The following is a 24,827-nucleotide window of genomic DNA, read 5'->3' on the forward strand; positions in this document are numbered from 1 at the left end:
CGCTGCCTGAAGATGGTTGAATGTCAGTGTTGCGCCAATAGGTCTTCGATATCCGGCAGCGCAGCCGGATCCGCCTCCCACCCCTGCATCTTCATCAGCGAGCGGTCGCGCAGGAGTTGGTCCTTTGACATGTTGAGAACAATTCTTTCCACGCGCAACTGCGTGTCGAGATCGGCGGTGCCAGCCGCCGCGACCACGACTGATCCCATGGCCACGCGCATGTCGCGCACGCTCTGCGTGAGTAGCACAGGATCGAGCGTACATCGATCCAGTACGGTGCAGGCGGCGGCACTGATGACGGCGAGTTTGTCCAATGCCGCCCTGGTGCCTGGATCGTTTGCGGGAGTTGCCTTCAGGGTTTCCGCATTCGCAAGCAGCCGGCCAAGTTCGTCGCGATCAAAGCGGAACTGCAGGGGCAACTGGGTATTCAACAGACTCAACAGCCCGATGATCAGTTGGGATTGTTCGATCGCAAGCCTGTTGGCAGGATCGATCGCCGGGATTACCACATCCGTCATCGCCTTGATTACGCTGGCGATCTGTACTTCTGGCCGCATCTGCATGTTAGTTCTCCATCGCTATCAGGGTTCGCACTTCCTCGAGAATCATGTACCCGATTCCTATCAGCCATGTCACCAGCACATCCTGGTGCGTCTTGCCATTACGCGCGATCCGGTAGCCGGTGGCAAGCGTAAGGACAGCGATGCTGTAACTGTTGTAAATCTTGTACCAATGCACAGTCTTGGCGGACACCGGCATCCCCGATGCCTTCTCGTATTGTTCAAAAAATTGCGCTTCCGGCATGAGTCCGCAAACAAGAAAGGTTTTGCCATCCTGATCGAGGTGGCCGAACGCACGATTGGTCGTCCACGCCAGGTCCTGATGTCGATCGCCAATGCGCCCGAGTTCCCAATCCAGCCAGGCGGAAATCTTGAGGTCATGCTCGGTGAACAGGAAATTGCCCGTGCGGTAGTCCGAGTGCACAATGGATGCGCGATCCAGAACAGGCATATTGCGGCGCAGCCACGCGGAGACGACCCGCATCAGCGGAATATCCTCATCGCTGTCTTCTTCCCAGATCCGGTCCCAATGGTCGATGCCCCACTCGGCACACTGCGTCGTGCCGATGCTTGGCACGTCGAACGCACTAAGGTTCGCGTTGCGATAGTCATGAAGATGGATTGCTGCGAGGTTGGCGACGAATTGCGGCGCAAGGCGATTGCGCACCAGTTCGGGCAGGTGGGTTGCCAGGCCAGAAACGCCGCTGCTTGCATTGGAAGGCTTGGTCACGCCGGGCGCAAAACCATAGATCAGTGCCGGATAGGGCAAATGCCTTGCTTGCGCGTCGCACCAGAAAACAGATGGGACAGGTACCACGGCTTCGCACGCCTTGAGCAACTGAAACTCGCGCAGGCGGCTGGTTTCGACGATCGACTCGGCCGGTTCCATACGCAGCACCATCGCAGTTTTTTCAAAGCCTGCTCCGGGACGATTCCATTCAAGCGTGAACGCCATTTGCAATTTCGAGGCGCCACCGGATAACCAGCGCGTATCCTTGATTTCGAAGGTATCGCCGATTTCGGTGCGGAGCAAGGACTCGACACTCTGCACCAGCGACGCGAGCGTTATGGGTGAATAACCCGGCCCGCTGCGCCGTTCAAGCTTGCGTGTCAGGATGTGGTCGATCTCCTTCTCGACGGTGAAGCGCCGGCGGATGGCGCTGATCCATTCCGCCGACGGACTGTCCTTGTTGATCTCTTGCATTCTCGTCTCCTCAGTATGGAACGAGCCATAACGGCTTTCGGCGATACATGTCTTTTTAGAGGTGGAGCATGGTGCGGTTGGAGAGGGCCGCGGATTCAGGTCGCGCCTGTTTTCGCCATATAGTCCAGGTAGGATTTCGGCCAGCACATCTCGACATGGCCGACACCCTTGACGCCATCGATCTCGACCGACATCGATCCTTCATTCAGGGTCGCGAGCGGACTGACCTTGAATTCGAATAGCGCAAACGTAGTGCCGCGCACATGCGTGGTTCTTCCGAGTGCATCGGTCACGACGGCATCGATGCCCGTATGCCTGAGCAGCGCATCGTGCTGGAAGGCAACGTCAACCGCGCTCACTTCCGCAATTTTTCCATCGCGCTGCACGTAGCCGCGCAGGATATTGCGACCGAGCGCCTGGATATCAAAAAAATGCACGGAAGTATCCGGCCCGGCTTGCGCCTCCAGCCACTTCCAGTGCTGTGCCACACCCCAATCACGCGTACCCCAGGAGTGGTCGCGGTGCCCCATTGTGTCGAAAGGAATCTCGCGATCGCCCAGGCGCAATACGCCGCTGACCTGGCCGGCCTGTTCGAAGCGGTCGTCGGCCAGCCATTGCGGACAGCCGTCGGCATGCGAGCCGTAGTTGTACGCGGGATGCGTTGCATCGAAGTGGTATTGCAGGCTTACCCCATCGCCGGAATAGGAAAGGTCCGCCGTCTGCAATGCCGCACCATGCGCGACGCGCACCTTGCCGACGCGCCAGTCGTCGAAGCCCTGTTCGTGCGGAACGGGAATGCCGTCGACCGCTTCAAAAATTGGCACGGCACCCGCTCCAGGGCCAAAAACGCATAGTGCAGCACCGGCTTTGCTTTCGCCATTGACCCATGTATAGACAAATGCCGCAATATTCTCCTCGGGCAGTTGCAACATGAATACCAATGATTCGCGCGCGAGGGGATCATTGCGCAGGCGATGGCGACCGTCATGCACCGGGTCGAGGGAAAACTTCGTTTTGAACTGCTCTGAAGGTTCGCTCATGTCACCTCGTTGTCAGAGAAAGTTTCAGCAGTGTTGCAATACGTTTCGGCCCTAACGCAGGTACGTGATCAAAATGACTGCGGTACAAGCCACCGTCCACGCTTCGAACAGCAAGCGCCACCGAACCGGAGCGCGGCCAAGCTCCATAAAATTAATCATGATCAGCCTCACTTTGATGGCCGCAATCGTCAGGATCAGAACCGTCACGGTAGTCGGGGCAATGCCATCCTTCGACAGCCACCAGGTGCTCGCACAGGTAGCGAGCATGAGAAGCATCCAGACAGCACTCACCGGACTTAACAGGATGCGCATGTTTTACTTCATCAAATAAAGGAGCGGGAAAAGAAAAATCCAGAGCAGATCGACCATATGCCAGAACGAGGCGCCGCTTTCGAGACCGGTGAGATTCGTTCCGTTGTAGGCCCCAAGCCGAGCTTTCTTCCAGAGGATGACGAGAACTACGATGCCGCCGACGACATGTAATAGATGGATGCCCGTCAAAATAAAATAGAACATGTAGAAATCGTTAGTGAGCGGCGATATCCCAGCGCTCAGTTTCTCGGTGTATTCAGCAATTTTAAGCACGCCGAACGTGGCCCCGCAGAGAACACCGAGAGCGAGGAAAGGGGGCACCTGCCGCAGCTTTTTCGCTTTGGCCGCTTGTACCGCCATGACCACAAACCAGGAACTGGTCAGCAGGATCAGCGTATTGATTCCACCGTAGTTGAAGTTGAGCGTTTGCCGGCAGAGATTGAATAGATCGACGTTTTTGCCGCGTTCAATAACGAACGAGGCAAAGAGCAGGCCGAACACCATCATGTCGGCGGCGATAAAGACCCAGACGCCTTCCGCTCCGGGCAAGCGTCGTGCGTGATTCAGAGTGGCCGTCACGATCTTTCAAGTTGAAGAGATTGCTGGAAATCCGGCGTTGGAGATGGAACTGGCAACAAGGTCCTTGTCCTCTTGCTCGATCCGAGTGATTGCACGGATCACATAGAAGGACGTGGCGAATACCCACGCATACCAGGCGAGAAAGGCGACCCAGAAATTGAACATGCCCTGGAAGGCGAATGGACCGGTCTTGAAGAAGGGGATCAGGCTGACTGGAAAGAATGTTGCGCAGGTAAAGAAGCCCCACCAGCAGACCCAGGCCGGCATCAAGGGCTCGGCGCGCTTGTCGCGCAGAAACACCACACAGATCGCGAAAATCTGGAACGTTGTCACCATGTAAGCGAGGTCGATAATCATCCAGCCCATGTAATAGAGCGTGTGAATGAGTTCCGGTGTCAGAATTGATGTCTCTATGGCGGCGGTCAGCCAGGTACCGCAGGCGATCAAGAGAGGACAAACGGTGATGGTGGCGCCCATCATTTCAAGACTGGACAGAAGACCGTCCGGCCCCTCGATGCGGCGCATGACTTTGGACACCGCACAACCCCAGGCCATGTAAAAGGCTGCGCCGACCATGCAAACGGACATGCCTACACGCAGCGCCAGATTGTTTTCAAGGTAGTGGGCCGCAATCTGCGCTGGTGTGACGTCGGCGCCGATCGGGGGCATGTTATGGGACAGGATGCCCCAGAAGTAACAGAAAACCGCCATGAAGATGGGACCGCACCAGGCGAGCAGCCGCCACATCCCGTAGTCAGTACCTTGAGCATTTTGATTCATGATTGCCTTCTCCAAATTGAGTTGACACTACGCTGATGAAACGCCGGGAGCGCTACGCTGGCGCCGGCACGGCGGCCGCCCGTGCGACACCGACGGTGAAACCCGTGAGGACCGCATTGCCACTGGGAATGTCGATGTCGAATTCCGAGGCGACCAGATTCGAATTGACGCCAGGCCGTGTGCGCGCGTAGGACAGACGCGCATCGGGTGCGTCGTGTCCCCAGCCGTGCGGCATGCTGATGACACCGGGCATGATTTCGTCCGAAACGGTCACCGGCACCGTGATCATCTTGTCGTTCCGACTGATCTCGACGCGGTCGCCCGTCTTGACGTGAAGGCGCTCGGCGTCGTTCGGATGCAGCAGGGCCGTGCACTTGTCCGGGCCGCGATTGAGCGCGCGGATGTTGTGCATCCAGGAATTGATCGAGTGCAACTGGCGCCGCCCGATCATGATCATTCGGTCACTGGCCGTGTACCGAGTCATCGCTTCACGCAGGCGCGGCGCTTCCCGCATCAGCAGCTCGGGCGCCAGTTCGATCTTCCCGCTCGGCGTGCCCAACGCTTGCGGCAGACGCTCAAATAGCCGGCCCAGGTCGATGCCGTGATCCGCCGCTTTGACCTTCGATAAGGTAAGACCGGCAGGCCTGGCTCCGAACTTGTCGCCGAAATGATGTGTGCGCAGCAGGATTTCATAGATGCGGTCGCTGCCCTGTTTCTCCTCCAGGAGCGCCAGGGCCTCGGCAACCGTCTTGCCGCCCAGGCCGTCGGCGGCCTGCGCGCCCTGCAGGAAGAACCCGGCGAGCGCATGGTCGACGGCCTGCTCGGAGGTATCGGATAGCCTGGCCGCCAGGGACAGCATGATCTCGCCGTCGGACTTCGTACCCGGGATCGGCTCGAAAACCTTGTCGACCCACTTGGCGACATGGCGCACCGCCAGTGTCGTCGTGAAAATCGGCCAGTCCGAACGGTCCAGGTGGCCGGAGCCAGGCAGGATCAGATCGGCGTGGCGGCTCGTCTCGCCCACATAGATATCGACCGCCACCATGAAATAAAGCGAGGACAGCGCCTTCGACAACTGCGGGCCATTGGGGACGCTGATGACCGGATTGGCGCACATCGTGAGCAGGCCCCGGATCTGTCCCTGTCCGGGCGTGAGAATCTCCTCGGCCAGGACGACCGCGGGCAATTGGCCGGCGACTTCCGGCAGTCCGCGCACCCGCGAATGCCAGCGGTGATGCGGCGCCACACCGTTCCGGTAACGTTCGTTCAGGAAGATCGAAGGCGTCACTCCCATAGGGATCATGGCGCCGCCGGGACAGTCGAGATTTCCTGTCAGCGCATTGACCACGTCGATCAGCCAGCTGGTTACCGAGCCGAAAGGCTGCTGGGATGACCCGGTTCGCCCATAGCAGACGGCCGATGGAGCGCCGGCAAAATCGCGGGCGATCTCCCTGATCGTCTCGGCGGGGATGCCGCTGGCCGCAGCGAGTTCCGGCAGCGAGAACGACCTCGCCAAGGCGGCGACCTCCTGCACGCCATTGACATGCGTCTCCAGTCTGCCGAGCTTGACAAGGTTCTCGTCGAAGAGCACCCGCAACAGCCCCAGCAGGAAGTAAGGGTCGGTGCCCGGTCGGATGGGCAGGTGTCGATTCGCCAAGGCCGCTGTTTCGGTTCGGCGCGGGTCCACCACCACCACCTGGCCACCACGCTGCCGGATTTCCTCCATGCGCCGGCCGAAGCCGGGCGCCGTCATCAGGCTGCCCCCCGAGATACAGGGGTTAGCGCCCAGAATGAGAAGGTAGTCGGTGCGCTCGACGTCCGGCACCGGAATCAACGACTGGTCGCCGAATATCAGGCCTGTTGACAGCACCTTGGGCAGATGGTCGACCGAGGTTGAAGAGTACAGCGAGCGTGTGCCCAGCGCCATCGCGCAACTCAGCGTGTACAGCAGTCCGCCCGGATTGTGTGCGGTAGGATTGCCCACGTAAATCGCGTTGGCGTCCGCGCCATACTTGTGCGAAATGTCCTTGAAGCGTTCGGCCGCCAACTCGAAGGCATCCTGCCAGCTGATTTCCTCGAAATCCTTGCCTCGGCGGCGCAGTGGTCTGGTGAGGACATCACGGTCTTCACGCAACACTTTCATGCCCTGGCTTTTGGGGCAGACGAAACCACGGCTGAGCGGGTCATGCTCGTCGCCGCGAATATCCAGCACGGTTCGCGTCTCCCTATCGACGGTCACCACGACGCCGCACCCTGCTTCGCAGATGGGGCACTTGCGAACGTGTCGGCTCAGACTTCCTTCCATGCTTGTAGCGCTCATCGTACGTTCCTCCAACTTCACACCTAACGGCGATCACTCGCTCTGTGGCTGTTCGCTGAAGAATTTCTCGAACTTGCCCGACATCCCCTTGTATTCGTCGGCGTCGGGGAAGTCCCGTCGGTGTTCGATCATTTTTGGCCAGACGGCCGAGAGCTGCCTGTTGAGCTCCAGCCAGCGCTCGGCTTCCGGTTTGCTGCCAGCGACAATGGCTTGACTGGGGCAGATCGGGACGCAGGCAGCGCAATCGATGCAGGTCACCGGATCGATGACCAGCATGACTTCGCCACCGCGAAAGCACTCCACCGGGCATACGTCAACGCAGTCTGTGTATTTGCATCGTATGCAGGAGTCTGTAACGACATAGGTCATGATCGTTTCCTCACTTCGTTTTACGCGCTCGCGGCGCTCACTCGGTCAATACCGCATATGCCTAACATTTCTTCGACGGTGTGAAATTTCCTGCGGGGCGCTCCTCCGGTCGCGCGTGTGCATTCAGCGCGATCGATTGCCTTCCAATCCTCGAACACGACAGGACGGATGCCGCGTTCTGCCAGCAACTTGTCCAGCCCGGAAGGACCTTCACCACCGATAGCGGAGACTTCCTTACTGATGCGAGCGGCGATCTGAGCGGCATCGGCTCTATTGGTTGCGATGGTTCCACCCGGCCCTCGTCTCGCCCATCCGGTGCAGTACAGGCCTTCCTCGATTCGACCATCCTCATGCAGGAAGGACCCGCGCCGCTCATCGATATTCAGAGGCGCCAATCGCTTCACGCGGTAGCCGATACAACTGATCACCACATCGCACCGAACATTGAAAAATGAGCGCGTGCCTTCGACGATGTTTCCATTCATCCGCATTCGCTCGAAGCGCATCGCTTCCACTCGCGTGCGGCCGATGATCTCGACGGGCCTTCCGAGGAATTGAAGCTCGATAGCGCGGGCCTTTCCTGACATTGCAGAGTTGGAGAAGCGGGCCAGAGCATTCAGCATGGACGCTTGCGGCGCCGGAAGGCTCGCGATGACCGTGCTATCCGGGAACTCTGTTCCTGTCGGCAAGGATAGGGAAACATCTGCTGCTTCGCCCAACTCCTCCAGCTCCTTGACCGAAAAGCGAGCATCCATGGGGCTGCGCCGTCCGGCCAGCACGACTTTTCGTACGCGCGACTTGCGCAGCATGTCCATCGCGCGAGGAGATATATCGGTCTGCGCAAGCGCATCGACGGGCTTTGTGAGTAGCCGAGCCACGTCAATCGCGACATTGCCGTTGCCGATAACCATCACGGTTTCCGGCAGCTCGGCAATTTCCAGCTCTGCGTGATCAGGATGGGCGTTGTACCAACCGGTAAATCGAGCCGATCCCCACACGCCAGGCAGGTGTTCTCCAGGGATATCCAGCGTTTTGTCGACAGGACAACCACAGGCTAGTACCACTGCGTCGTAGAGTTTTCGCAGACGGTCGAGTGAAACCGCCTGGCCAATCTCCACGCCGCCGAGAAATCGAACACCATGCCTGGAAAACGCCTGTTCGAAGCGCTGCGTCACCGCTCTGACAGACGCATGATCTGGCGCAACGCCGGAGCGAACGAGCCCGAACGGCGTCGGCAGCCGATCTATTACGTCGATCAGCGGTGGAGTCGGCCCATGCCTTTGCAGAGCCTCCACGAGATACATACCCGCTGGACCGCTGCCAACGACTGCTACAGAAATCGGCATCACAAATTCCTCTCCTCTTACAACGCGCGCAGCGGCGTCTGCGTCAATCATTGGCAGCGGTGCGGCCTGCTTTGCTGCTCACTGCCCCGGTGGAGCACTCCCACGCCGGATCCTCCACCTTCCGATGCCGTTTGGCCGGCGCACTGTATTTGGACTCGCTACGTTTTCCCACAATGAACTCTGGCCTGAAGACGTAGACCATGGCGGGCATGATGAACAAGGCACTGAATGCCGAAACGAAGAGCCAGATCGCCATCAACAGCCCCATTTCCGCCTGAAAACGCAGCGACGACTGCAGCCACAGCACCACGCTCACGGTCAGCGTCAGGGACGTGACCAGCACGCCTTTGCCCGCAGTGCGCAACGACTGTTGAATTGCCCGCTTCAGATCGTTGTGGTGATGGAGTTCCTCGCGGATCCCATCGACGACATAGAACGCATAATCGACACCCAGCCCAATCCCGAGTGCGGCGACAGGCAACGTGCTCAGAGTCATGCCGATGCCCTTCCAGGCCATGAAGCTGAAGGTAATGGTGTTGGAAAGCATGACCGGCACCATGAAAAAGATCCCTGCCCGCGTCGAGCGATAGGCGACGGCGCAGCAGATGACCAGCCAGAGTAGTGCCAGCGCAACGCTTTCGATCTGCCCGGAGAGGATCACTTCGTTGACGGCCGCGGTGACGCCGATCACGCCCCCGGCCAGTAGGTAGGAGCCTTGCTTCAAGGGGTTGTCAGCGATGAATTCCTTGAGCCGCTGCACCGCCGTCCGAATGCTGCCACCGCGATGATCCTTGAAATAGAAGGTCACCGGTGCGTACTGAAACTTGGGGTCTACAAATTGAGCAGACTCACCTGCATCGGCCCCCCACATGTAGAACAACTCGCCGTTCTCGTTCTTGGTTTTGCCGAACTCCTGATAGCGCGGATTGTCCTCGCGCAGGATCCGGTTGACTGACGGAATGACGTCCGCAATCGACAGACTCCCCCCGATCTCCGGCTGCGCGGCCATGAAGCGCTGCATCGAAACCATATTTTCGAGCACCGCAGGCTCTTTGACGTCGTCGGGCTTCGTTCCCGCGAAGACCGCGTACATGCGGTCCGCCCCCTGGAACTGCCGATTGACCGCCGCTGAGTCCTGGTTATAGCGCGAGTCTTGCCAAAGAATCGGCGAACCGGCATCTGCGTCGCCGATCTGAAGCCTGAAGGCATAGAGGCCCGAGCCGATGAAAACCGCCGCGGCACCGGCGACCACTACGTAACGCCATCTGGAGGCGGCAACGGAGATAGCCAGCGTAAGCACGCGATCGAGCAGCGGCGAGACGTCGAACGGGTGCGCGCAGCCCTTGGGTTTCTTGAGCCACGACAGCAGCACCGGCGTCATGACGCAGGCGCTTACGGCGATGGTCAGTACCCAGATGGTTCCGATGACCGCCACCTTCTGCATGAGCGGAATCGGCGTGAGCACCACCACGACCATGCAGCCCGCGTCGGCGATCACCCCGAGCATGCCTGGCTTGAAAAGCTGGAGCATCGAGGAACTGGCAGCCGCACGCGTCGTCTCGGCCCCCGCCGCCAGTTCATCGCCGAATCTCGACACCAGTTGTACCGAATGCGAGATGGATCGGGCAGTAATCAGGAAAGCGATGACTATGACGAGTGGATCAAGGTTGAAGCCAAGGAGCGAGGCGAACCCGAGCGCCCAAATCGCACTGGTCAGGCCTGCCAGCAGCGGCAGTAGCGTGCCTCGCCACGTCCGCGCAATCAGAAACAGGAGTGCTACCAGGCACCCGATGGTGAAAAGAAAGATATGCAAGGTTTCCGGGACGTAATAGTTCACCCAGCCGTAGAGCATGGGCTCGCCGACCACGTTGACCTGCACGCCATCGCCCTGCGCGGCCTGGGCCAGCCTGGTAATCTGCGGAAAGATCTTGTTGTAGTCGACCAGACTCTCATAGAAGTCGACCGTAATCAGCGTTGACTTCAGATCTCGTGAAACGTAAGGCCCGTAGATCAACGGACTGTTGAGCACAGAGGACTTCAGCGCCTGCATCTCTTGCTGCGTCTTCGGAATATCCGGCCACATGACAGGCCGTGCTTCGATGGCGTCGGTCGACGCCCTGATTTCCCTTAGCTTGTTCGAGGCAAGCGAAACGATCTGGGTCGAGTTCACGCCATCGACCAATGGCAGTTCATTCGTAATTTTTCTGACTTTTTCGAGCACCTTCTGATTGAAGATATCGCCCTGCTTGACCTCAAGCATGATGCTGATCACGTTTGAGCCGCCAAAGTGCTCCTGAAATCGCTCATGTACCTGAACGTAAGGGTGACTGCGCGGCAGCAGGTCTTCAAATACCGTCTTGACGTGTACGCGTGCGGCGAAGAGCGTCAGCACCAGCGTCAGCAGGAGGTAAACTCCGGCCACGGCCACACGGTTTCGGATGCAGAACTCGACGAAGTTCTGAAGCTTGGTATACGTAAGGTCTTTCACAGTGTTGCTCTCCGGATTGCCGCACTCTTTGCTCGCCCCGTGCCTACAGGGCCTTCATTTCCTGGGTGGTGACCACTCGCGAACCTACGAGGTAATACTGCGTTTGGCTCCGTGCAATGCTCGTGTACCAATTGCGATCATCCGGCGACAGGCGGGTTGCTTTCCACTCGCTGGCGTCTGTCGATCCAATGACGACAATGCCTTTGGAGCCCACGGCAACCCAGCGTTCGCCGTCCCAAATCACGTCAAGCAGATGCTCCAATCGTCCGCGTTCATACACTTTTCCTGCTTCCAGACGATCGTCAGTCTGGATGGCCTGGGGCGACTGATCGGGCGATACAAACCTCTCCTGGGTCCAGCTTTCCCCGCCGTCGTGCGAAACAAGAATGACGCCGTTCAGGCCGACCGCCACACCGTTTTCGGCATCCTTGAACGCGACTGACATGAGGCTCATCTTCGTCGGGCTTTTGACCTCGTGCCATGAGGCACCCTCATCGTTCGATACTCGAATCCGGCCATATTCGCCCACCATCCAGCCAAGCTTCTCGTGGAAAGAAATGTCGTTCCACGCGATGTCCTCTTCGGGTCCTACCTGATGCCAGGTGCTCCCGAAGTCGGTCGAACGGAGCACGCTTCCGCCCTCGCCCACGGCCCATGCCTGTCCGCCGGCCAGCGCCTTGACGCGCATCAGCTTATTGGCAATCTTGTTGTGCGGCGCCTCGACGCCACGCCACAGCATTCCGCCGTCATCGGTAACGATCACGGCCCCACCGTTGCCGACCGCAACAGCGTGTCGCCCATCCCACGCCGCCACATCCTGCAGCGAGACATCAACAGCGGATCGCTGAATTCGCCACGAGCGCCCGCTGTCCTCCGTGCGCGCGATCTTGCCGCCGCTGCCCACCACCCACGCCCTCCCGTCCTGCTGCACGGCCAATCCATAGAAGCGATCACCGCGTTCGAACACCGGCCTTGCCAGCGCAGCCCCCTGCGGCTGTGGCTTGATGAAAAGCCCGGCATACAGCAATCCGCCGATGATGACCAGCGGCAACGCAGACGTTAAAAGATTGAATATGCGGTTCACGTTGATGTCCTGATACGTTGCGGCAAAAAGCAGGCAGGCGCGGGCAGAAGTGGATTTGGCGCGTGCGAGGTCCAAGGCCGAGCCGGGCCCGACAAAGGCGCCGGAAGGCGCGCGCCCGTGAACGCGCGAACCGGCGCCTTGACTCAGCCTCGCTATTGCAATGCCTCCAGAGCTTCAGGCGTATATTGTCCCCACTTGGCACCGTGATCGACTATGCCCGGAGCGATGAACTGGGTCTCGTGCTTCGCCTTGAAGTCGATGAACTCCCCGCCACCAGGGGTGTAATAGTTAATTCCGGAGGTCTGCCCAGTGCTCCATCCGTAACCGTATTCGATGTATCGCCACAGTTCGCCTTTCTTGTCATACGTCTCGGCCATGTAGACAGCCGGAACCTTGGTGTCCACGTACACAATCTTCTTGCTGTAGGGATGCTCGGAAGGGGGCGTACCCTCGACGACCCAGACCTCGCGCGGCGTATAGGTCATTTTCTGGTACCAGAAGGGCGCAGTCCCGCTCGAATCGATTATTGGCCACTCTGCCAGGGTTCCCGCCTTGGAGGCATTTTGTGTCACTTTGTAGTCAACGTCGGCGAGGATCCAGCGCTTGCCAATCAGCTTGTTCTGCTTGTATTGAGATGGACGCGCGTTGTAGGCGTAGATGTCGTCATTCAGGAAATCGAGCCCGCCTACAGGGTCCATCCATGCGTTTCCGGTAAGTCGACGGATTCTGCGAGCGGATTTGATATATGCGAACTGATCCTCGAGCTTCGAGGCGCTTATGTCATAGCGAACCGTAAAGGTACCCGTCCCTTTGATGTCCTGTGGCTCCACAGCGACAAGCATCGTTTTGGTTAGCACCTCAGGATCGCCTAGAACCGTTTTGCCTTCCCCCAAACGTCCCTTATTGAAAAGTCGATCGAAGATATAGTGTTGCGTCGCTTCGTATCCCGAACTGTTGATCGTCACGAAATAGACATCCTTATGCATGTCTCTTGGATAGGGTGACCCATAGTAGAAGTTCCACATCACCTTTTCCCCCGCGTCCGGATCCGACTCGGAGATATCGGGGAACGGCAGACCCGCAACCCAGCCCGTGACTTCCCTTGTCTTGGGATCGAACTTGGCCTGTTCGGAATACTTCTTCGTGGCTTCCGCGTACCTGGGATCAAAAACCGGCTCTTTTGCCTTGCCTAGCGGCATCTTGAGACCAGTGTTTCGTATTTGCCATTCGACTTTTTCGGTAAGAAGGCTGGCGATCGTATGCCCCAAGAACGTGTCATTCTTGATCTGATCGAGGTTGGCTTTGCTGATCACGGTTCCGTCAGGAAGCTCTGCCGCAAGTGCGGAAGCGCTCACCGCGATCAAGCATGCACCCGCCAACGTCGTAAGACGGCACGTCACGCTTTGCTTAAATGGATGTTGCATAATCTGTCTCCGATTGTCCTTTGGTTAGAACTGGTACGTTGCGCGCAGCAGCAACTGGTCGTGGTTGCCGAAGCCCGCCAGCCCATAGGTGCTCTGTCCCAATTGCGCTGGGCTGGTACGCGCATGCCGCGGCAGGAAGATGTCCGCTTCGGCCAGGAATCTCCAGTGATTGCCGACCGTGTAGGTGAGGCTGGGAATAATGAATGCATCGCCGGTGCTGACGTCTACTCCCCCGGCCAAGCTTGGGTTCAAGCGGCTATTCATGTAGTTGAGCGTGAGGAACGCCGTCAAGATCGTGTCGTGCCTCTTGGCTGGCGCGCTCCAACCAACCTGGGCGACGATGTCGTCGCTGGATTTGAAATTCTGAATCCACTGGTCGAACAACTGGATCGAGAGAAGCGACGCAGCATTCGTTCCGAGCAAGGATTCGAGACTCAGCTCCTTGTCCAGACGGAGCGTAGTTAAAATGACGTCTTTTCTGATCACGGGCCCGCTGCCCTGCGTGCCGTTGGGCAGCCCTGTGCCGGTATTGAAATATCGATTTGGCTGGTAGGCTATTTCCGCGTTGACTACGGTGTCGATTGCCGGGATCTGACTACTGATGCTTGCGTCATAAACATTGATCTTCGGGAAGAAGAAATCCCCGAGCGCGCCAGACGGTGTCTTGCCAATCGGATTGGCCGCCGGGTTAAGGACAGGATCGGGCGTAAACGTGTTGAGATACGAAAACGCATAGTTCACCGGGCCTGCGACCGCAGTCCATCTGGCGCCGCCTGTCGGGGAAGTGGCTTTGCCATACGGGTGGTCATAGTCGTAACGGAGAATGCCGGAGAGAAAGTCGACGCCCTGGAATGGCTGTACGCTCCAACGCCCACCGTAGATATCGTACGTATTGCCAATATCCCGCTTACGATCCAGCCCCGGGCGAATCACCAACTGCAGTGTTCCACCAGCCTCAGGCACGGCGATCTTTGCGTTGGCCATGATCAAGGGCTTGCGGACTTCATCACTCTCCGGCTCGACAAAGGAGCGCCACCGGTAGTCGTACCCTTGAATCAGGTCGGTCGGGTGAAAGAAGTCCGTCTCGCCCCAGACGATCTGCTGCTTGCCCAAACGGAGATGGACTCGATCTCCGACATCAGCATCGACATAGAACTCTCTAAGCTCGGTTTGATTGTATTGTGACAACAGACTGCTTCCCGGTCCTCCCGGCGTATTCTGGCGCGCAAGGTTCTGCAGATCCTTTTCATACGTGGTCAGGACTTCCCGGTCAGACCGGCCCACCGCCGTCCAGGTGAGCGGACCGGTTTTCAGTTTTGCATCGAGTTCGAGCGACCCTCGAAGCATCTGAAGCGTCCCGGCGTCATTCCTTGGCGTCTCCGGATGATTCTGGAGGTTCATCGACGCCCACGTACGGACGAATCCGCCAAGCGTAAGGTAGTTGTCCGTCAACCCGATTAGTCCACTCAACCCGGAACGTTGTTCACCGGGGGGAGGTGGTTCGTCGGCTGCGTACGCCCCGGCGGGCGAACCCAGTGCGATCAGCAGCGCCGGAAGTACCGCGAGAACCGGCACTCGACTGGGCGTTTTGCGCCTGCGCGATTTGCCGTCATCATTGCAAATTGAATAGTTCATGCCTGCCGTCTCCTATCGATTTTATTTTTTTATTCCGAACGTATGCGGTACGAAATACTTCTACCTGTTTCACTCTCGTTGAAGCGTTCCTCCTGAATCAACCCTCACGTACCGCAATCGCTCAACAGCTATTCCTTGACGGCAACGACACGGCTGCTCAACGCCCATGGAATGAGGGCTTGCGCCGCTCAAACATCGCTGCCACGCCCTCCTGGGCGTCCTGCGTGCCCGATATGCGCGCCAAAGTAAGCGCCTCGTCCTCAAGACGCTCTTCGAGTTGCGCATGGCCAGCCTGTAGAAAAAGCCGCTTGATCTCTCCGTAGGCCAAGGTCGGGCCGGCTGCCAGCTCCGATGCCAAGCCGCGTGCGAATTCCGCCAACTGCGTGTCCGGCACCACCCGGTCCACCAGACTTGCGGCCAAAGCCTCAGTACTGCCGAGCACTTCTCCCATCAGGACAAAACGGCGCGCACGAGCGGCTCCCATGCGGAATGTCAACGTGACTGTGGAGCCGCTATCGCACGAAAAACCGATCCGGGAAAAGGCCGAGCCAAAGCGCGCGGACTCGGCCGCCACCACCACATCGCAGCCGGCAATCATGGCGACCGCGCCGCCCATCGCCCAGCCCTGCACTTCGGCGACGATCGGAACCGGCAGTTGCCACGCCCGCGACAGTCCCATGTGCAGGTCGCTGGTCAGCCGCCGAACCAGTGCAGGAAGTTGATCGCGTGCGGGATGGAAAGTCTTGAGGTCTCCCCCAAGGCTGAAATTTTCGCCCTCCGCACGCAACAGCACGGCGCGCAAGCCCACCGTGTCCCACAGTTCGAGAAAAACTTCCTTGAACTCGCGAGTGAAATGGGCGTCGATCGGATTGCCGCGCGACGGCTGCGTCATAGTCACTGTTGCGAGACCGGCGTCGATCTCGAGGCGAAGCGACGAATAGTTCGTGGACATAGGACTGTCTCTCTAACCAATCTGTCAGATCTGATCACTGGCGAAGGCAATCGCCCGTTCGCGCAGCCTGAACTTCTGCACCTTTCCGCTGCCGGTTTTCGGCAACTCCTCGCAGATCACAATTCGCTCGGGCCAATACTGTTTGGCGGTCTTCGACGCCCCCATGTACTGCGCCATGGCATCGGTGTCGAAGGTGCATCTCGGCTTGAGGACGATGAACGCACAGGCGCGCTCGCCGAGTCGCTCGTCCGGATAACCCACGATCGCTATCTCAGCTATGGCAGGGTGACGCAGCAGCAGCGATTCGATTTCGAACACCGGTATGTTCTCGCCACCACGAATGATGATGTCCTTGCTCCGCCCGTTGATCCGGATGTAACCCTCGTCGTTCAACCGGTAGGCGCGGTCTCCTGTGTCGAACCAGCCTTCGGCGTCGAGGGCATTAAGCTCGGGACGCTTCAGATAGCCAACGAAGAGCGAACTGCCGCGGAACAGCAGGCGGCCAGTGGTGCCCAGCGGCACCGGCCTTCCCTCTTCGTCAACCACCCTCACTTCGTTGCCGCGCGCTGCCCGGCCATCGGCCACGGCAGACAACTCTCGCGCACGCTCAACCTCTGTCAGCGTTCCGGCCACCGTTTCCGTCATGCCCCAGATCGAGCACACGGTCAGGTTCATGCACGTAGCCGCGCGCTCGACCAGCACTGCGGGCACCGGTGCGCCAGCGCAGCCGAGCAGCCGGAAACTGGGTGCGCCAGGCTCACCCGCTTCCACGGCATTGAGCAGATCAGCGAGGAATGGCGTGGCGGCGGCGCTGAAGCTCACCTTTTCGCTGCGCATCAGTTCGAGCGCGACGCGCGGCTCCCACTCATCCATCAGAACGGTCGTTGCGCCAAGCATCAGCGGCATCATCGTCTGATACGCATAGCCAAGCAGATGGCCGACGGGCGAAATGGCCAGCACCACGTCGTCAGAGCTCAGGTGCAGGTCTTCGATCGACGTGAAAAGCGTCGACAGCAACGTGTTGGACGTGTGCATCACGCCCTTGGGGGCGCCGGTAGTCCCCGAGCTGAACATCAGGAGCGACACGTCATCCGGCTGCAATCTATCCGCAGCGGCGCTCAGAGAAACGGGAGCCTGCATGTCCGGATTCAGCAGCACACGATCAAAGCCGTCTGCGCCGTCATCTCCCACAACCACAAGCCGTTTCAGCTTCGTCAACTGAGGCAGCAGGCCGCGCGCCATAGCGGCATGGTCATGGCCCCGGTAACGGGACGGAACGACCAGAACCTTCGCCTCGCAAAAGTCGAGCATGTAGGCCAGTTCGCGCTCACGCAGGATGGGCATCAATGGATTCACGACCGCGCCGATCCGCGAGGCGGCTAATGATGTCACTACGAACTGCCAGACATTGGGCAGTTGAATCGACACGACGTCGCCGCGCCCGACGCCGAGCGCGCTCAACGAAGCGGCCGCCCTGGCGACGAGCCGGTCGAGTTCCCTGTAGCTGATGCGGCGCGCAGCCTCGTTACCCCGGGTATGAGCCACAAGCGCTGTCTTGTCGGGCGAACGCTCGAGCACCTGGTCAAAACAGGCGTTAATGGTCTTGTCCCGCCACCATCCCTGGGCGCGCAGGACGTCGGCCCGTGCCGGGCTCAGTGCGATTTCAAACGGCATGAGATCTCTCTGTGTTGTTCGGAAAAGTGCAGCGCTTCTCGCGCTGCTTCCTTGGCCACACTGGCGAACGGTCAGCGGCTTCATGGGCGACACCGGAACATCGCCCGCCCGTGCAGGGACAGCACGACCTCGCCGTCCCGATTCACCGCCTGCTGTAGCAAACGTACGACGCCACGATCGGGCTTGCTGCGTGAACGGTTGGTCTCCAGCACTTCGACACGCACGGACAGACAGTCTCCTGGTCGAACAGGCTTGAGCCAACGCAGCTCATCCACGCCGGGCGAAGCCATTGCCGAGCAGGGCGAAAGGAAGTGCGCGCACATCAGACGCGTCACGACTGCACCCGTCATCCAGCCGCTAGCGATCAGCCCGCCGTAGGGCGATTGCATCGCCGCGACCGGATCAACATGGAAAGGCTGCGGATCGTAGCGTCGCGCGAATTCGACGATCTCGTCTTCGGAGACCAGATGTTCGCCGAACACCGCCGTTTCGCCGACGGCGAAGTCGTCAAACCATCGCTCTTTCCAGGGAATTGGCATCGCGTCCTCAACTGCGCGTGGGCAAAGCCCGATGAAAGCCGTCAAACGGCGGTACCCGCGATTCGGTGGCCAGCGTTCCGGTCTGACGCGCATTCGGACTGCCGCCGTCAACGCGAATGTATGTGCCGGTGATGTACGACGCGGCTGGCGACAGGAGATAGACGATCGCCGATGAGACCTCCGCTTCGTTGCCGAAGCGCTGCAGGGGTACCCCGCTCGCCACCTTGCGTATCTCCTCAAAAGCCTCGGGTGTATAGGTGTCAAACCCGCTCGAAGCAATGCCGCCCGGCGCTACGACGTTCACCCGCACGCCCGATCCGGCCCACTCGGACGCGGCCGACTGGCTGAGCGTGAGCATGCCGCCGCGCGCCGCGCCCGAATGCGCAAAGTTCGGCCAGCCATTCCAGATATCAGCGATGATGTTGACGATCGAGCCACCGTGGACTTCCATCCAGCGCGTATAGACCTCGCGCATGAAAATAAAGCCTCCAGTCAGATTATTGCGCACGACCGCCTCGAATCCTTTTGTCGAAATGCTCTTGAGCGCGGCACGGTACTGGCCGCCCGCATTGTTGACGAGCCCGTCGATACGGCCGTGTTGCGCGAGCACTGCATCGATCGTGGCCTGCACCTGCGCCTCCTCGCGGATATCGCAGATGTGCGTGCTCGCCGTGCCTCCGTCCTGCTCAATTTCAGCCTTCACGACCTCGAGCTTCTCTGCCGTGCGGCCAACAATGGCGACGTCTGCGCCAAGCGCGGCGAGTTCGTGCGCGGCACAGCGGCCGATGCCACTGCCGCCGCCCGTCACGATGACGCATCGGTCTTCGAACAGGCCATGGCGGAACGCGGACCGATAACTCATAGACAGCTCCTGGTGATCCTCATGATTTCGCTCTCATGCATACTGCACAGCGGCACGGCCGATGCGTTCGCGCGCGATGATCAGTTTCATGACACCGGCCGTGCCGTCCCCGATCTCCAGGCCCATTACATCGCGCATGCGCTGCTGATGCGGCAGGTCTTTTGACCAGCCGTAGTGGCCGAACGTCAGCAGGCATTGATGAATGACATCGAAGGCGGTTTTCGGTCCCATCCACTTGACCATTGCAGCTTCGGCTGTATGCGGCAGCCCCGCGTCACGTAGCGACAACGCGTGGTACGAGAGCTGCCGGATGGCTGCGATCGAGGAATCCCCTTCGACCAGCGGGAAACTCACGCCCTGGAACTGCCCGATTGGCCGGCCGAACGCCTCCCGCTCCTTTGCGTAGCACCACGCTTCGTCAAGCGATGCCTGGGCGGCGCCAACGCACTGCAGCGCGATCAGCGCGCGGCTGTAATCGAAGCCCTGCATGACCTGGGTAAAGCCTCGCCCCTCCTCGCCTAGCCGGTGGTCGAGTGGTACGCGCACATCATCGAAAAACACCGAGCCGCGTCCCGTGATGTGGCTTCCTACATCGTCGAAGCGGGTGCGCTGCACCCCGGGCGAGTCGGCCGGAATGAAGAGCGCCGTGATGCCACGCGCACCTTCGTCCGTCCGGCCGGTGCGGGCAAAAACCAGGAACGCGTCCGCGCAGTCGGCAAAGGTGATAGACGTCTTCTCACCGTTCACCACGTAATGGTTGCCGTCAATCCGGGCACGCAATTGCAAATTGGCTGCATCCGACCCGCCGCGCGGTTCCGTCACGCAGATGCCGACGATGGCCTCGCCGCGCGCCATGCGGGGCACCCATACGTCTGTGAGGGCCGCATTCGCATTGCGCAGGATGATCGCAGCGAGCAGTGAAATCGCGACGGACACACCGCCGATATTGAAATCGCCGTACGCGACTTCTTCTGCGATCAGGCCCGTCGTCACGCCATCCATCCCCAGGCCGCCGAAGGATTCGGGAATGTCTGTTCCCAGCAGGCCCAATGCACCCATCTCGCGGATCAGTGCCCGGTCAAGCACCCTCTGCTTTTCCCGCTTCTGGTAGTCAGGGAGTAACCGCTCGCGTGAAAATCTTCGCGCGGTTTCCTGAAGCGCTTTCTGGTCTTCAGTGAGGACCATCTATCCAATCTCCTGGGTTATGCCGGGTGGCGCCATCTGCATAACTAGTACAGTAGTGTACCGTACTGTAGCTATCTATAAGTGTTTGCACTACCTCGGAAGACATATTCATCGTGGTCTGCCTGGTTGCAGTGCTCCTGGGCGAGTTTGAATCGGCAAATGCAGTGCAGGGGTCAGCTACCGGGCACCGCATCGTGACCGTCGGTGAACTTGTCGTAGTGAATGGCCTCGAGCGAAACCCCGTGCTGCACCAGCATTGCGATGCCTGCGTCAATCATGGGCGGTGGTCCGCATAGATAGCCTTCCGCACCGTCAGCCATCGCCGCGGTGATGAAATCGCTGACCAGGCCTCGGGCGCCTTCCCAGGGGCTGCCCGGGGAATCGTGAGACAACACCGGGATAAATTCGAAAGGATCGGGCCAGTTTCCGGCAAGCTCCCGGATGGCATCGAGCATGTACAAATCGGCTTGCGTACGCGCGCCGAAGAGCAATGTGCAGGGGCGGCGGATGCGGCTCCTGCGCGCATCCTCCAGGATGCTCAACAATGGCGCCAAGCCACTGCCGCCTGCGACGCACACCATCGGCGCATTGCCGCCTCGCAAGTAGAAACTGCCGTGGGGCGCCTCGATCGCGAGCGACTGACCGGTGAGGCTGCCACTGAACAATGCATCGGTGAAGGCGCCACCCCGCACCTTGCGGATGAAAAACGCAAGTTCTGTCCGGCCGCCCCGCTGTGGCGCGTCGGCGAACGAGTAGTGCCGGCTGCGGGGCAATCCGGGCGCGAGGACGCTAGCGTACTGCCCGGCCACATAGTTCACAGGGCGGTCTGTACGCATCGTAACTTTCAGAATGTCGTGGGTCAGCGGCTCGGCAGCGACAATGTTGGCCGCGTAGGACTCCGCCACTGGCAGATCGGCACTCGGGGGGGCAATCTCCACGACGGTGAGATCGTCGCGCGCAAAGGCCTGACAGGCCAGGATGTAACCCGCATCCAGTTCCTGTTTGGACAGGGTGTAGCCAAAAGGCGTGGCTTCCCGCACGCGGCCCTGGCGCAAGAGCGTCTTGCACGAAGCGCAGGTGCCCACAGTACAGTTATGAGGATAGTGAACGCCATTGGCCAGTGCCGCTTCCAGCAACGTCTGACCCGAGGCGACGTCAATGGTCACCCCCTGCGGGAGGATCCGGATCTGCCGCTTGGTAGGGGACCGCGGCAGCAAGGAGTTGAGGAAATTTCGCATGGAGTGTGGAGAGTCTGGAAAACGGAAAGCGACGCCGTGGACAAAGGCTTAGCGCAAAGCCCGATACGCCAGCAGCACAACCGCGACGATGGATACGAGGGTGAACAGCAAGGCAGGCGCGAGGCCGATCACCGTGAACAGGTTGGATGACCCGAACCGGTTGTCGGCAAAGCTCAGCGCGCGATTGGGGGCAAACATCGCCGCCCAGTAAAAGACGGTATTGGCCCACCCCGTGCCCACGAACATCCAGCCGAGGCGGCGCCCGCCAGGCACGTCGAACCCGACCACCGGCATAGCCAGTGCCGCCAGCATGATCAGGAAGGCGTTGAGCATGCCACCGAGGTGCGTGCGCACCCAGGCGTCGGTTGAAATCGGCAGGTGCAGTGGCATCGTCTTTCCGGGCCACCACTCGAGTCCTCCGACCAGACTGACAAGCAGGCCCGCGCCTGCCAGCATCCCGATAAGGAGGATGAGGGCAGCATGACCAATCATGCGCCGCTGGATATCGACAATCATGTTCGCGCTCTTCATTGGATGGGTTCGTCAGGGGCGTGGTCCATCAACTGGATGAACTGGCCGTTGCAGGAGGTTGCGTTAGCCAATCTTCCCAACCCGCGCGACGGTTCTGCTCGGCAGCCAGACGGCGCTCTTCCGCGGACGCCCATTCGTTGTCCCAGCGCCGCAGGGCCGGCTTGATGATCAGACTGAACCACACCGGTGGCAACAGCGCTGCCATGAAGCAACCGAACACACTGGGCATGCGGATCGCCTCGCGGTGAGGCACCAACTCGTAGTAGGAGAGATAGGTGTTCAGGTGGTGGTCAGCGTGATTGGTGATCTCGAAAGCGAGCAACCGTGACAGCGGACCGAGGTGATTCCATACATGGCGCTTCTCGATCGGGCTGCCAGCCACGCGCACCTGCCCATAGTGCTGGAAGTAGTTGAAGGTCTCGACCCAGAAGCGGGCAATCACCATGGCAACGAGCGCGAGCCCGACCGACGCCCAACCGCCGATCCAGTACATCAGTGACTGGAACAGCACCTGCGCCAGGATCGCGCGCCAGAGATGGTGGCGAATCGACCAGCGGGCGAAGCCACGCTTTTCCAGCGCATCCGACTCGATACGCTGGGCCAGCAGGGTGGATTCAAGAACGGCTTTGGGTGCGAACGAATACAGGGTTTCGCCACGCGCTGCAGTGTCGCTGTCGTGGGCCGTGCCCACGTCACGGTGATGACTCACGACATGCGCCTCCATCCGCGTCGGGTCGAGGAAGCATATCTGCGCATAGCGTCCGAACGTGCGGCCGATTCTGCCCCGTGCGTGGTAGAGCTCGTGGGAGGCGGGAACCATCGGCACCACCGAGAGCCACGCGCAGCTCATTACGCCGCCGAACATCTGCCAGCCGGTCAGATCATGATGGGCGACAGACCAGGCCAGCATGAGGTACGTGGCCGGTCCCAGCAAGGTCGAAAGCCAGATCGGCACGAAGGCCCAACCCCGCCTTTTCATCTTGCGCGTCTTCAGGTCCAGCGGCAGCATGCTGTCAATGGCTGCCATCAAGGGAAAGAAACCGAGGCCGACCCAGACATAGTCACCGCCCACGTAGAGTCCCAGCATGCTTAACGCCTGCGTCAGCGGCGCCAGATAATATTTGAGGTAATCCCACATTTCACCTTCCTCCATGAGCCCGCAGTGCGGGGCATTTGGGTTCATTTCAGTCGTCGAGCAACGCGCAGACCGTCTTTGTCTCGGTGTAGGCCAACAGCCCTTCCTCGGACACCTCGCGCCCCCAGCCGGACTGCTTGAACCCGCCGAAAGGCAATGCCGCGTCGATGATTCCGTGGCAGTTGATCCAGACCGAACCGGCCTCCAGCCTGTGCGCCAGCCGGTGGGCCTTCTTGATGTCACGTGTCCAGATGTTGGCGGCCAGCCCGTAGGGGCTGTCGTTGGCCATTCGGGTGACGTCCTCGACGTCCTTGAACCGCATCACGCTGACCACCGGTCCGAAAATCTCCTCCTGGGCGATCTTCATCGACGGGTCGGCATTGGCAAACACGGTTGGCTCCATGAAGTAACCCTTGTCTCCCGTCTTCTTGCCGCCACAGACCAGCGTCGCGCCCTGCTCCAGCCCTGAGGCGACGTAGCCTAGTACGCGTTCCTGCTGCTTGCCGGAGACGAGCGGCCCCATCATGGTTTCCGGGTTCTGGCCATTGCCCACCTTGAACTGGGAAGCCGCCGCCGCCACCGCCTCGACCACCTGGTCGTATACGCTGTCCTGCACGAACAGCCGGCTGGCGGCAAAGCAGATCTGGCCGGAGTTGAAGAACACGGCAAGCGCCGCGCCGAGGCCGACCTGGTCGAGGTCCGCATCGGCAAAAACGATGCTGGGCGACTTGCCGCCGAGTTCCAGCGCAACCCGCTTCATGTTGCCAAGCGAATACTCGACGATCTGCTTGCCCACTGCGGTCGAGCCGGTGAACGTGATCTTGTTGACGTCGGGGTGCTGGGCCAGCGCAGCGCCGGCTTCGTGGCCATAACCATTGACGATGTTCAGGACACCTTCTGGCAGACCTGCCTCGAGGCAGAGCTCGGCAAGCCGCAACGTGCTCAGCGGAGTGAGCTCCGTGGGCTTCAGCACCATCGTGCATCCGGCCGCCAACGCCGACGCGATCTTCCATGCCCCAAGCGCGAGCGGATAATTCCATGGCGTGATGGCGCCCACCACGCCCACTGGCTCGCGGCGCGTATAGGCGTGGTACTCCTTGCCGTCGAAAGAGACGGGTAAAGTCTTGCCGCCGACCTTGCTGCACCAGCCTCCCATGTAGCGGAACACCTCGACCGTGGACGGTAGATCCAGGACTTTGGCAAAGGTAATGGCCTTGCCGGTGTCGACCGACTCCAGGTGGGCCAGTTCTTCCGCGTGATCCTCGATCTTGCGGGCAATGTTTTCGAGCAGGCGACCCCGATCGATTGGGCGCATCTTGCGCCACGCATCGCTCTCGAAGGAGGCCCGAGCCGCCCTCACCGCGCGGTCAATGTCTTGCGCTGCGCTACGCGGCACGGCGGCGATCAGGTCCTGGGTCGCGGGATTCTCCACCTCGATGGTCTGGCCCGAAGCGGCGTCCAGCCATTGACCGCCAATGAGATTCTTGTTTTTCACCGCCTTGATTTGGGTTCCGAACTGTACGGAAGTGTCCATCTGACTGTCTCCTGAATTCGATACGTGACTACGGGA

General features: G+C 60.0%; 22 protein-coding genes. All 22 read right to left on the reverse strand.

What is annotated here, in order from left to right; genetic code table 11:
• Positions 1-23: 23 nt before the first annotated feature.
• Positions 24-563 (reverse strand): hypothetical protein, encoded by a 540-nt coding sequence (locus SB772_RS19855; RefSeq protein WP_410834916.1) that lies wholly within the window; start codon positions 561-563, stop codon positions 24-26.
• A 1-nt stretch (position 564) separates the two neighbouring features.
• Positions 565-1,764, reverse strand: coding sequence for a phosphotransferase family protein (locus SB772_RS19860; RefSeq protein ID WP_410834917.1), 1,200 nt, complete (start codon positions 1,762-1,764; stop codon positions 565-567).
• A 95-nt stretch (positions 1,765-1,859) separates the two neighbouring features.
• Positions 1,860-2,804 (reverse strand): hypothetical protein, encoded by a 945-nt coding sequence (locus SB772_RS19865; RefSeq protein WP_410834918.1) that lies wholly within the window; start codon positions 2,802-2,804, stop codon positions 1,860-1,862.
• Positions 2,805-2,855: 51 nt separating this feature from the next.
• The gene (locus tag SB772_RS19870) at positions 2,856-3,116 is read right to left on the reverse strand and encodes a cytochrome C oxidase subunit IV family protein (RefSeq protein ID WP_410834919.1); all 261 of its coding nucleotides are present in this window, start codon (positions 3,114-3,116) and stop codon (positions 2,856-2,858) included.
• Between the two features lie 3 nt (positions 3,117-3,119).
• A complete protein-coding gene (locus SB772_RS19875) occupies positions 3,120-3,695 on the reverse strand; it encodes a cytochrome c oxidase subunit 3 family protein (RefSeq protein WP_410834920.1) in 576 nt (191 codons plus the stop codon).
• 6 nt (positions 3,696-3,701) lie between these two features.
• Positions 3,702-4,475, reverse strand: coding sequence for a hypothetical protein (locus SB772_RS19880; RefSeq protein ID WP_410834921.1), 774 nt, complete (start codon positions 4,473-4,475; stop codon positions 3,702-3,704).
• Between the two features lie 52 nt (positions 4,476-4,527).
• Entirely contained in the window at positions 4,528-6,795 is a 2,268-nt protein-coding gene (locus SB772_RS19885; protein WP_410834922.1) for a molybdopterin-dependent oxidoreductase, read from the reverse strand.
• A 33-nt stretch (positions 6,796-6,828) separates the two neighbouring features.
• Complete coding sequence (gene fdxA / locus SB772_RS19890; protein ID WP_410834923.1) at positions 6,829-7,164, reverse strand: ferredoxin FdxA; 336 nt, start codon at positions 7,162-7,164, stop codon at positions 6,829-6,831.
• Positions 7,165-7,184: 20 nt separating this feature from the next.
• Positions 7,185-8,510: an FAD-dependent oxidoreductase gene (locus SB772_RS19895; protein WP_408516695.1), complete on the reverse strand. Its 1,326-nt coding sequence runs from the start codon at positions 8,508-8,510 to the stop codon at positions 7,185-7,187.
• A gap of 43 nt (positions 8,511-8,553) precedes the next feature.
• Positions 8,554-10,998, reverse strand: a complete 2,445-nt coding sequence (locus SB772_RS19900; protein WP_410834924.1) for an efflux RND transporter permease subunit — start codon at positions 10,996-10,998, stop codon at positions 8,554-8,556.
• Between the two features lie 43 nt (positions 10,999-11,041).
• Positions 11,042-12,157, reverse strand: a complete 1,116-nt coding sequence (locus tag SB772_RS19905) for a YCF48-related protein (RefSeq protein ID WP_410834925.1) — start codon at positions 12,155-12,157, stop codon at positions 11,042-11,044.
• A 77-nt stretch (positions 12,158-12,234) separates the two neighbouring features.
• Complete coding sequence (locus SB772_RS19910) at positions 12,235-13,506, reverse strand: DUF1329 domain-containing protein (protein WP_410834926.1); 1,272 nt, start codon at positions 13,504-13,506, stop codon at positions 12,235-12,237.
• 24 nt (positions 13,507-13,530) lie between these two features.
• Positions 13,531-15,141, reverse strand: coding sequence for a DUF1302 family protein (locus SB772_RS19915; protein ID WP_410834927.1), 1,611 nt, complete (start codon positions 15,139-15,141; stop codon positions 13,531-13,533).
• A 157-nt stretch (positions 15,142-15,298) separates the two neighbouring features.
• Complete coding sequence (locus tag SB772_RS19920; RefSeq protein ID WP_410834928.1) at positions 15,299-16,093, reverse strand: enoyl-CoA hydratase/isomerase family protein; 795 nt, start codon at positions 16,091-16,093, stop codon at positions 15,299-15,301.
• A gap of 24 nt (positions 16,094-16,117) precedes the next feature.
• Positions 16,118-17,851 carry an AMP-binding protein gene (locus SB772_RS19925; RefSeq protein ID WP_410834929.1) on the reverse strand — a complete coding sequence of 578 codons (1,734 nt, stop codon included), beginning with the start codon at positions 17,849-17,851 and terminating at the stop codon, positions 16,118-16,120.
• Positions 17,848-18,306, reverse strand: a complete 459-nt coding sequence (locus SB772_RS19930; RefSeq protein ID WP_410834930.1) for a MaoC family dehydratase — start codon at positions 18,304-18,306, stop codon at positions 17,848-17,850. The genes SB772_RS19925 and SB772_RS19930 overlap by 4 nt, the downstream gene beginning before the upstream one ends.
• Positions 18,307-18,313: 7 nt before the next feature.
• Positions 18,314-19,168 carry an SDR family oxidoreductase gene (locus SB772_RS19935; RefSeq protein WP_410834931.1) on the reverse strand — a complete coding sequence of 285 codons (855 nt, stop codon included), beginning with the start codon at positions 19,166-19,168 and terminating at the stop codon, positions 18,314-18,316.
• Positions 19,169-19,201: 33 nt separating this feature from the next.
• Complete coding sequence (locus tag SB772_RS19940; RefSeq protein ID WP_410834932.1) at positions 19,202-20,353, reverse strand: acyl-CoA dehydrogenase family protein; 1,152 nt, start codon at positions 20,351-20,353, stop codon at positions 19,202-19,204.
• A gap of 173 nt (positions 20,354-20,526) precedes the next feature.
• Positions 20,527-21,591: a 2Fe-2S iron-sulfur cluster-binding protein gene (locus SB772_RS19945; RefSeq protein ID WP_410834933.1), complete on the reverse strand. Its 1,065-nt coding sequence runs from the start codon at positions 21,589-21,591 to the stop codon at positions 20,527-20,529.
• Between the two features lie 48 nt (positions 21,592-21,639).
• Positions 21,640-22,122 carry a hypothetical protein gene (locus SB772_RS19950; protein WP_199203047.1) on the reverse strand — a complete coding sequence of 161 codons (483 nt, stop codon included), beginning with the start codon at positions 22,120-22,122 and terminating at the stop codon, positions 21,640-21,642.
• A gap of 28 nt (positions 22,123-22,150) precedes the next feature.
• Positions 22,151-23,260 (reverse strand): alkane 1-monooxygenase, encoded by a 1,110-nt coding sequence (locus SB772_RS19955; RefSeq protein ID WP_410834934.1) that lies wholly within the window; start codon positions 23,258-23,260, stop codon positions 22,151-22,153.
• Between the two features lie 46 nt (positions 23,261-23,306).
• Positions 23,307-24,791, reverse strand: coding sequence for an aldehyde dehydrogenase family protein (locus SB772_RS19960; protein WP_410834935.1), 1,485 nt, complete (start codon positions 24,789-24,791; stop codon positions 23,307-23,309).
• Between the last annotated feature and the right edge of the window lie 36 nt (positions 24,792-24,827).

The sequence above is a fragment of the Paraburkholderia sp. SIMBA_030 genome (assembly GCF_046535245.1).
Lineage (GTDB): Bacteria > Pseudomonadota > Gammaproteobacteria > Burkholderiales > Burkholderiaceae > Paraburkholderia.

Coding starts and splice junctions, on each gene's coding strand:
- SB772_RS19860 (WP_410834917.1), bottom strand. CDS start 1,764: ATGCAAGAGATCAACAAGGACAGTCCGTCGGCGGAATGGATCAGCGCC.
- fdxA (WP_410834923.1), bottom strand. CDS start 7,164: ATGACCTATGTCGTTACAGACTCCTGCATACGATGCAAATACACAGAC.
- SB772_RS19915 (WP_410834927.1), bottom strand. CDS start 15,141: ATGAACTATTCAATTTGCAATGATGACGGCAAATCGCGCAGGCGCAAA.
- SB772_RS19870 (WP_410834919.1), bottom strand. CDS start 3,116: ATGCGCATCCTGTTAAGTCCGGTGAGTGCTGTCTGGATGCTTCTCATG.
- SB772_RS19950 (WP_199203047.1), bottom strand. CDS start 22,122: ATGAAGAGCGCGAACATGATTGTCGATATCCAGCGGCGCATGATTGGT.
- SB772_RS19960 (WP_410834935.1), bottom strand. CDS start 24,791: ATGGACACTTCCGTACAGTTCGGAACCCAAATCAAGGCGGTGAAAAAC.
- SB772_RS19940 (WP_410834932.1), bottom strand. CDS start 20,353: ATGGTCCTCACTGAAGACCAGAAAGCGCTTCAGGAAACCGCGCGAAGA.
- SB772_RS19880 (WP_410834921.1), bottom strand. CDS start 4,475: ATGAATCAAAATGCTCAAGGTACTGACTACGGGATGTGGCGGCTGCTC.
- SB772_RS19865 (WP_410834918.1), bottom strand. CDS start 2,804: ATGAGCGAACCTTCAGAGCAGTTCAAAACGAAGTTTTCCCTCGACCCG.
- SB772_RS19885 (WP_410834922.1), bottom strand. CDS start 6,795: ATGAGCGCTACAAGCATGGAAGGAAGTCTGAGCCGACACGTTCGCAAG.
- SB772_RS19910 (WP_410834926.1), bottom strand. CDS start 13,506: ATGCAACATCCATTTAAGCAAAGCGTGACGTGCCGTCTTACGACGTTG.
- SB772_RS19895 (WP_408516695.1), bottom strand. CDS start 8,510: ATGCCGATTTCTGTAGCAGTCGTTGGCAGCGGTCCAGCGGGTATGTAT.
- SB772_RS19955 (WP_410834934.1), bottom strand. CDS start 23,260: ATGTGGGATTACCTCAAATATTATCTGGCGCCGCTGACGCAGGCGTTA.
- SB772_RS19945 (WP_410834933.1), bottom strand. CDS start 21,591: ATGCGAAATTTCCTCAACTCCTTGCTGCCGCGGTCCCCTACCAAGCGG.
- SB772_RS19925 (WP_410834929.1), bottom strand. CDS start 17,851: ATGAAGCCGCTGACCGTTCGCCAGTGTGGCCAAGGAAGCAGCGCGAGA.
- SB772_RS19920 (WP_410834928.1), bottom strand. CDS start 16,093: ATGTCCACGAACTATTCGTCGCTTCGCCTCGAGATCGACGCCGGTCTC.
- SB772_RS19935 (WP_410834931.1), bottom strand. CDS start 19,168: ATGAGTTATCGGTCCGCGTTCCGCCATGGCCTGTTCGAAGACCGATGC.
- SB772_RS19855 (WP_410834916.1), bottom strand. CDS start 563: ATGCAGATGCGGCCAGAAGTACAGATCGCCAGCGTAATCAAGGCGATG.
- SB772_RS19930 (WP_410834930.1), bottom strand. CDS start 18,306: ATGCCAATTCCCTGGAAAGAGCGATGGTTTGACGACTTCGCCGTCGGC.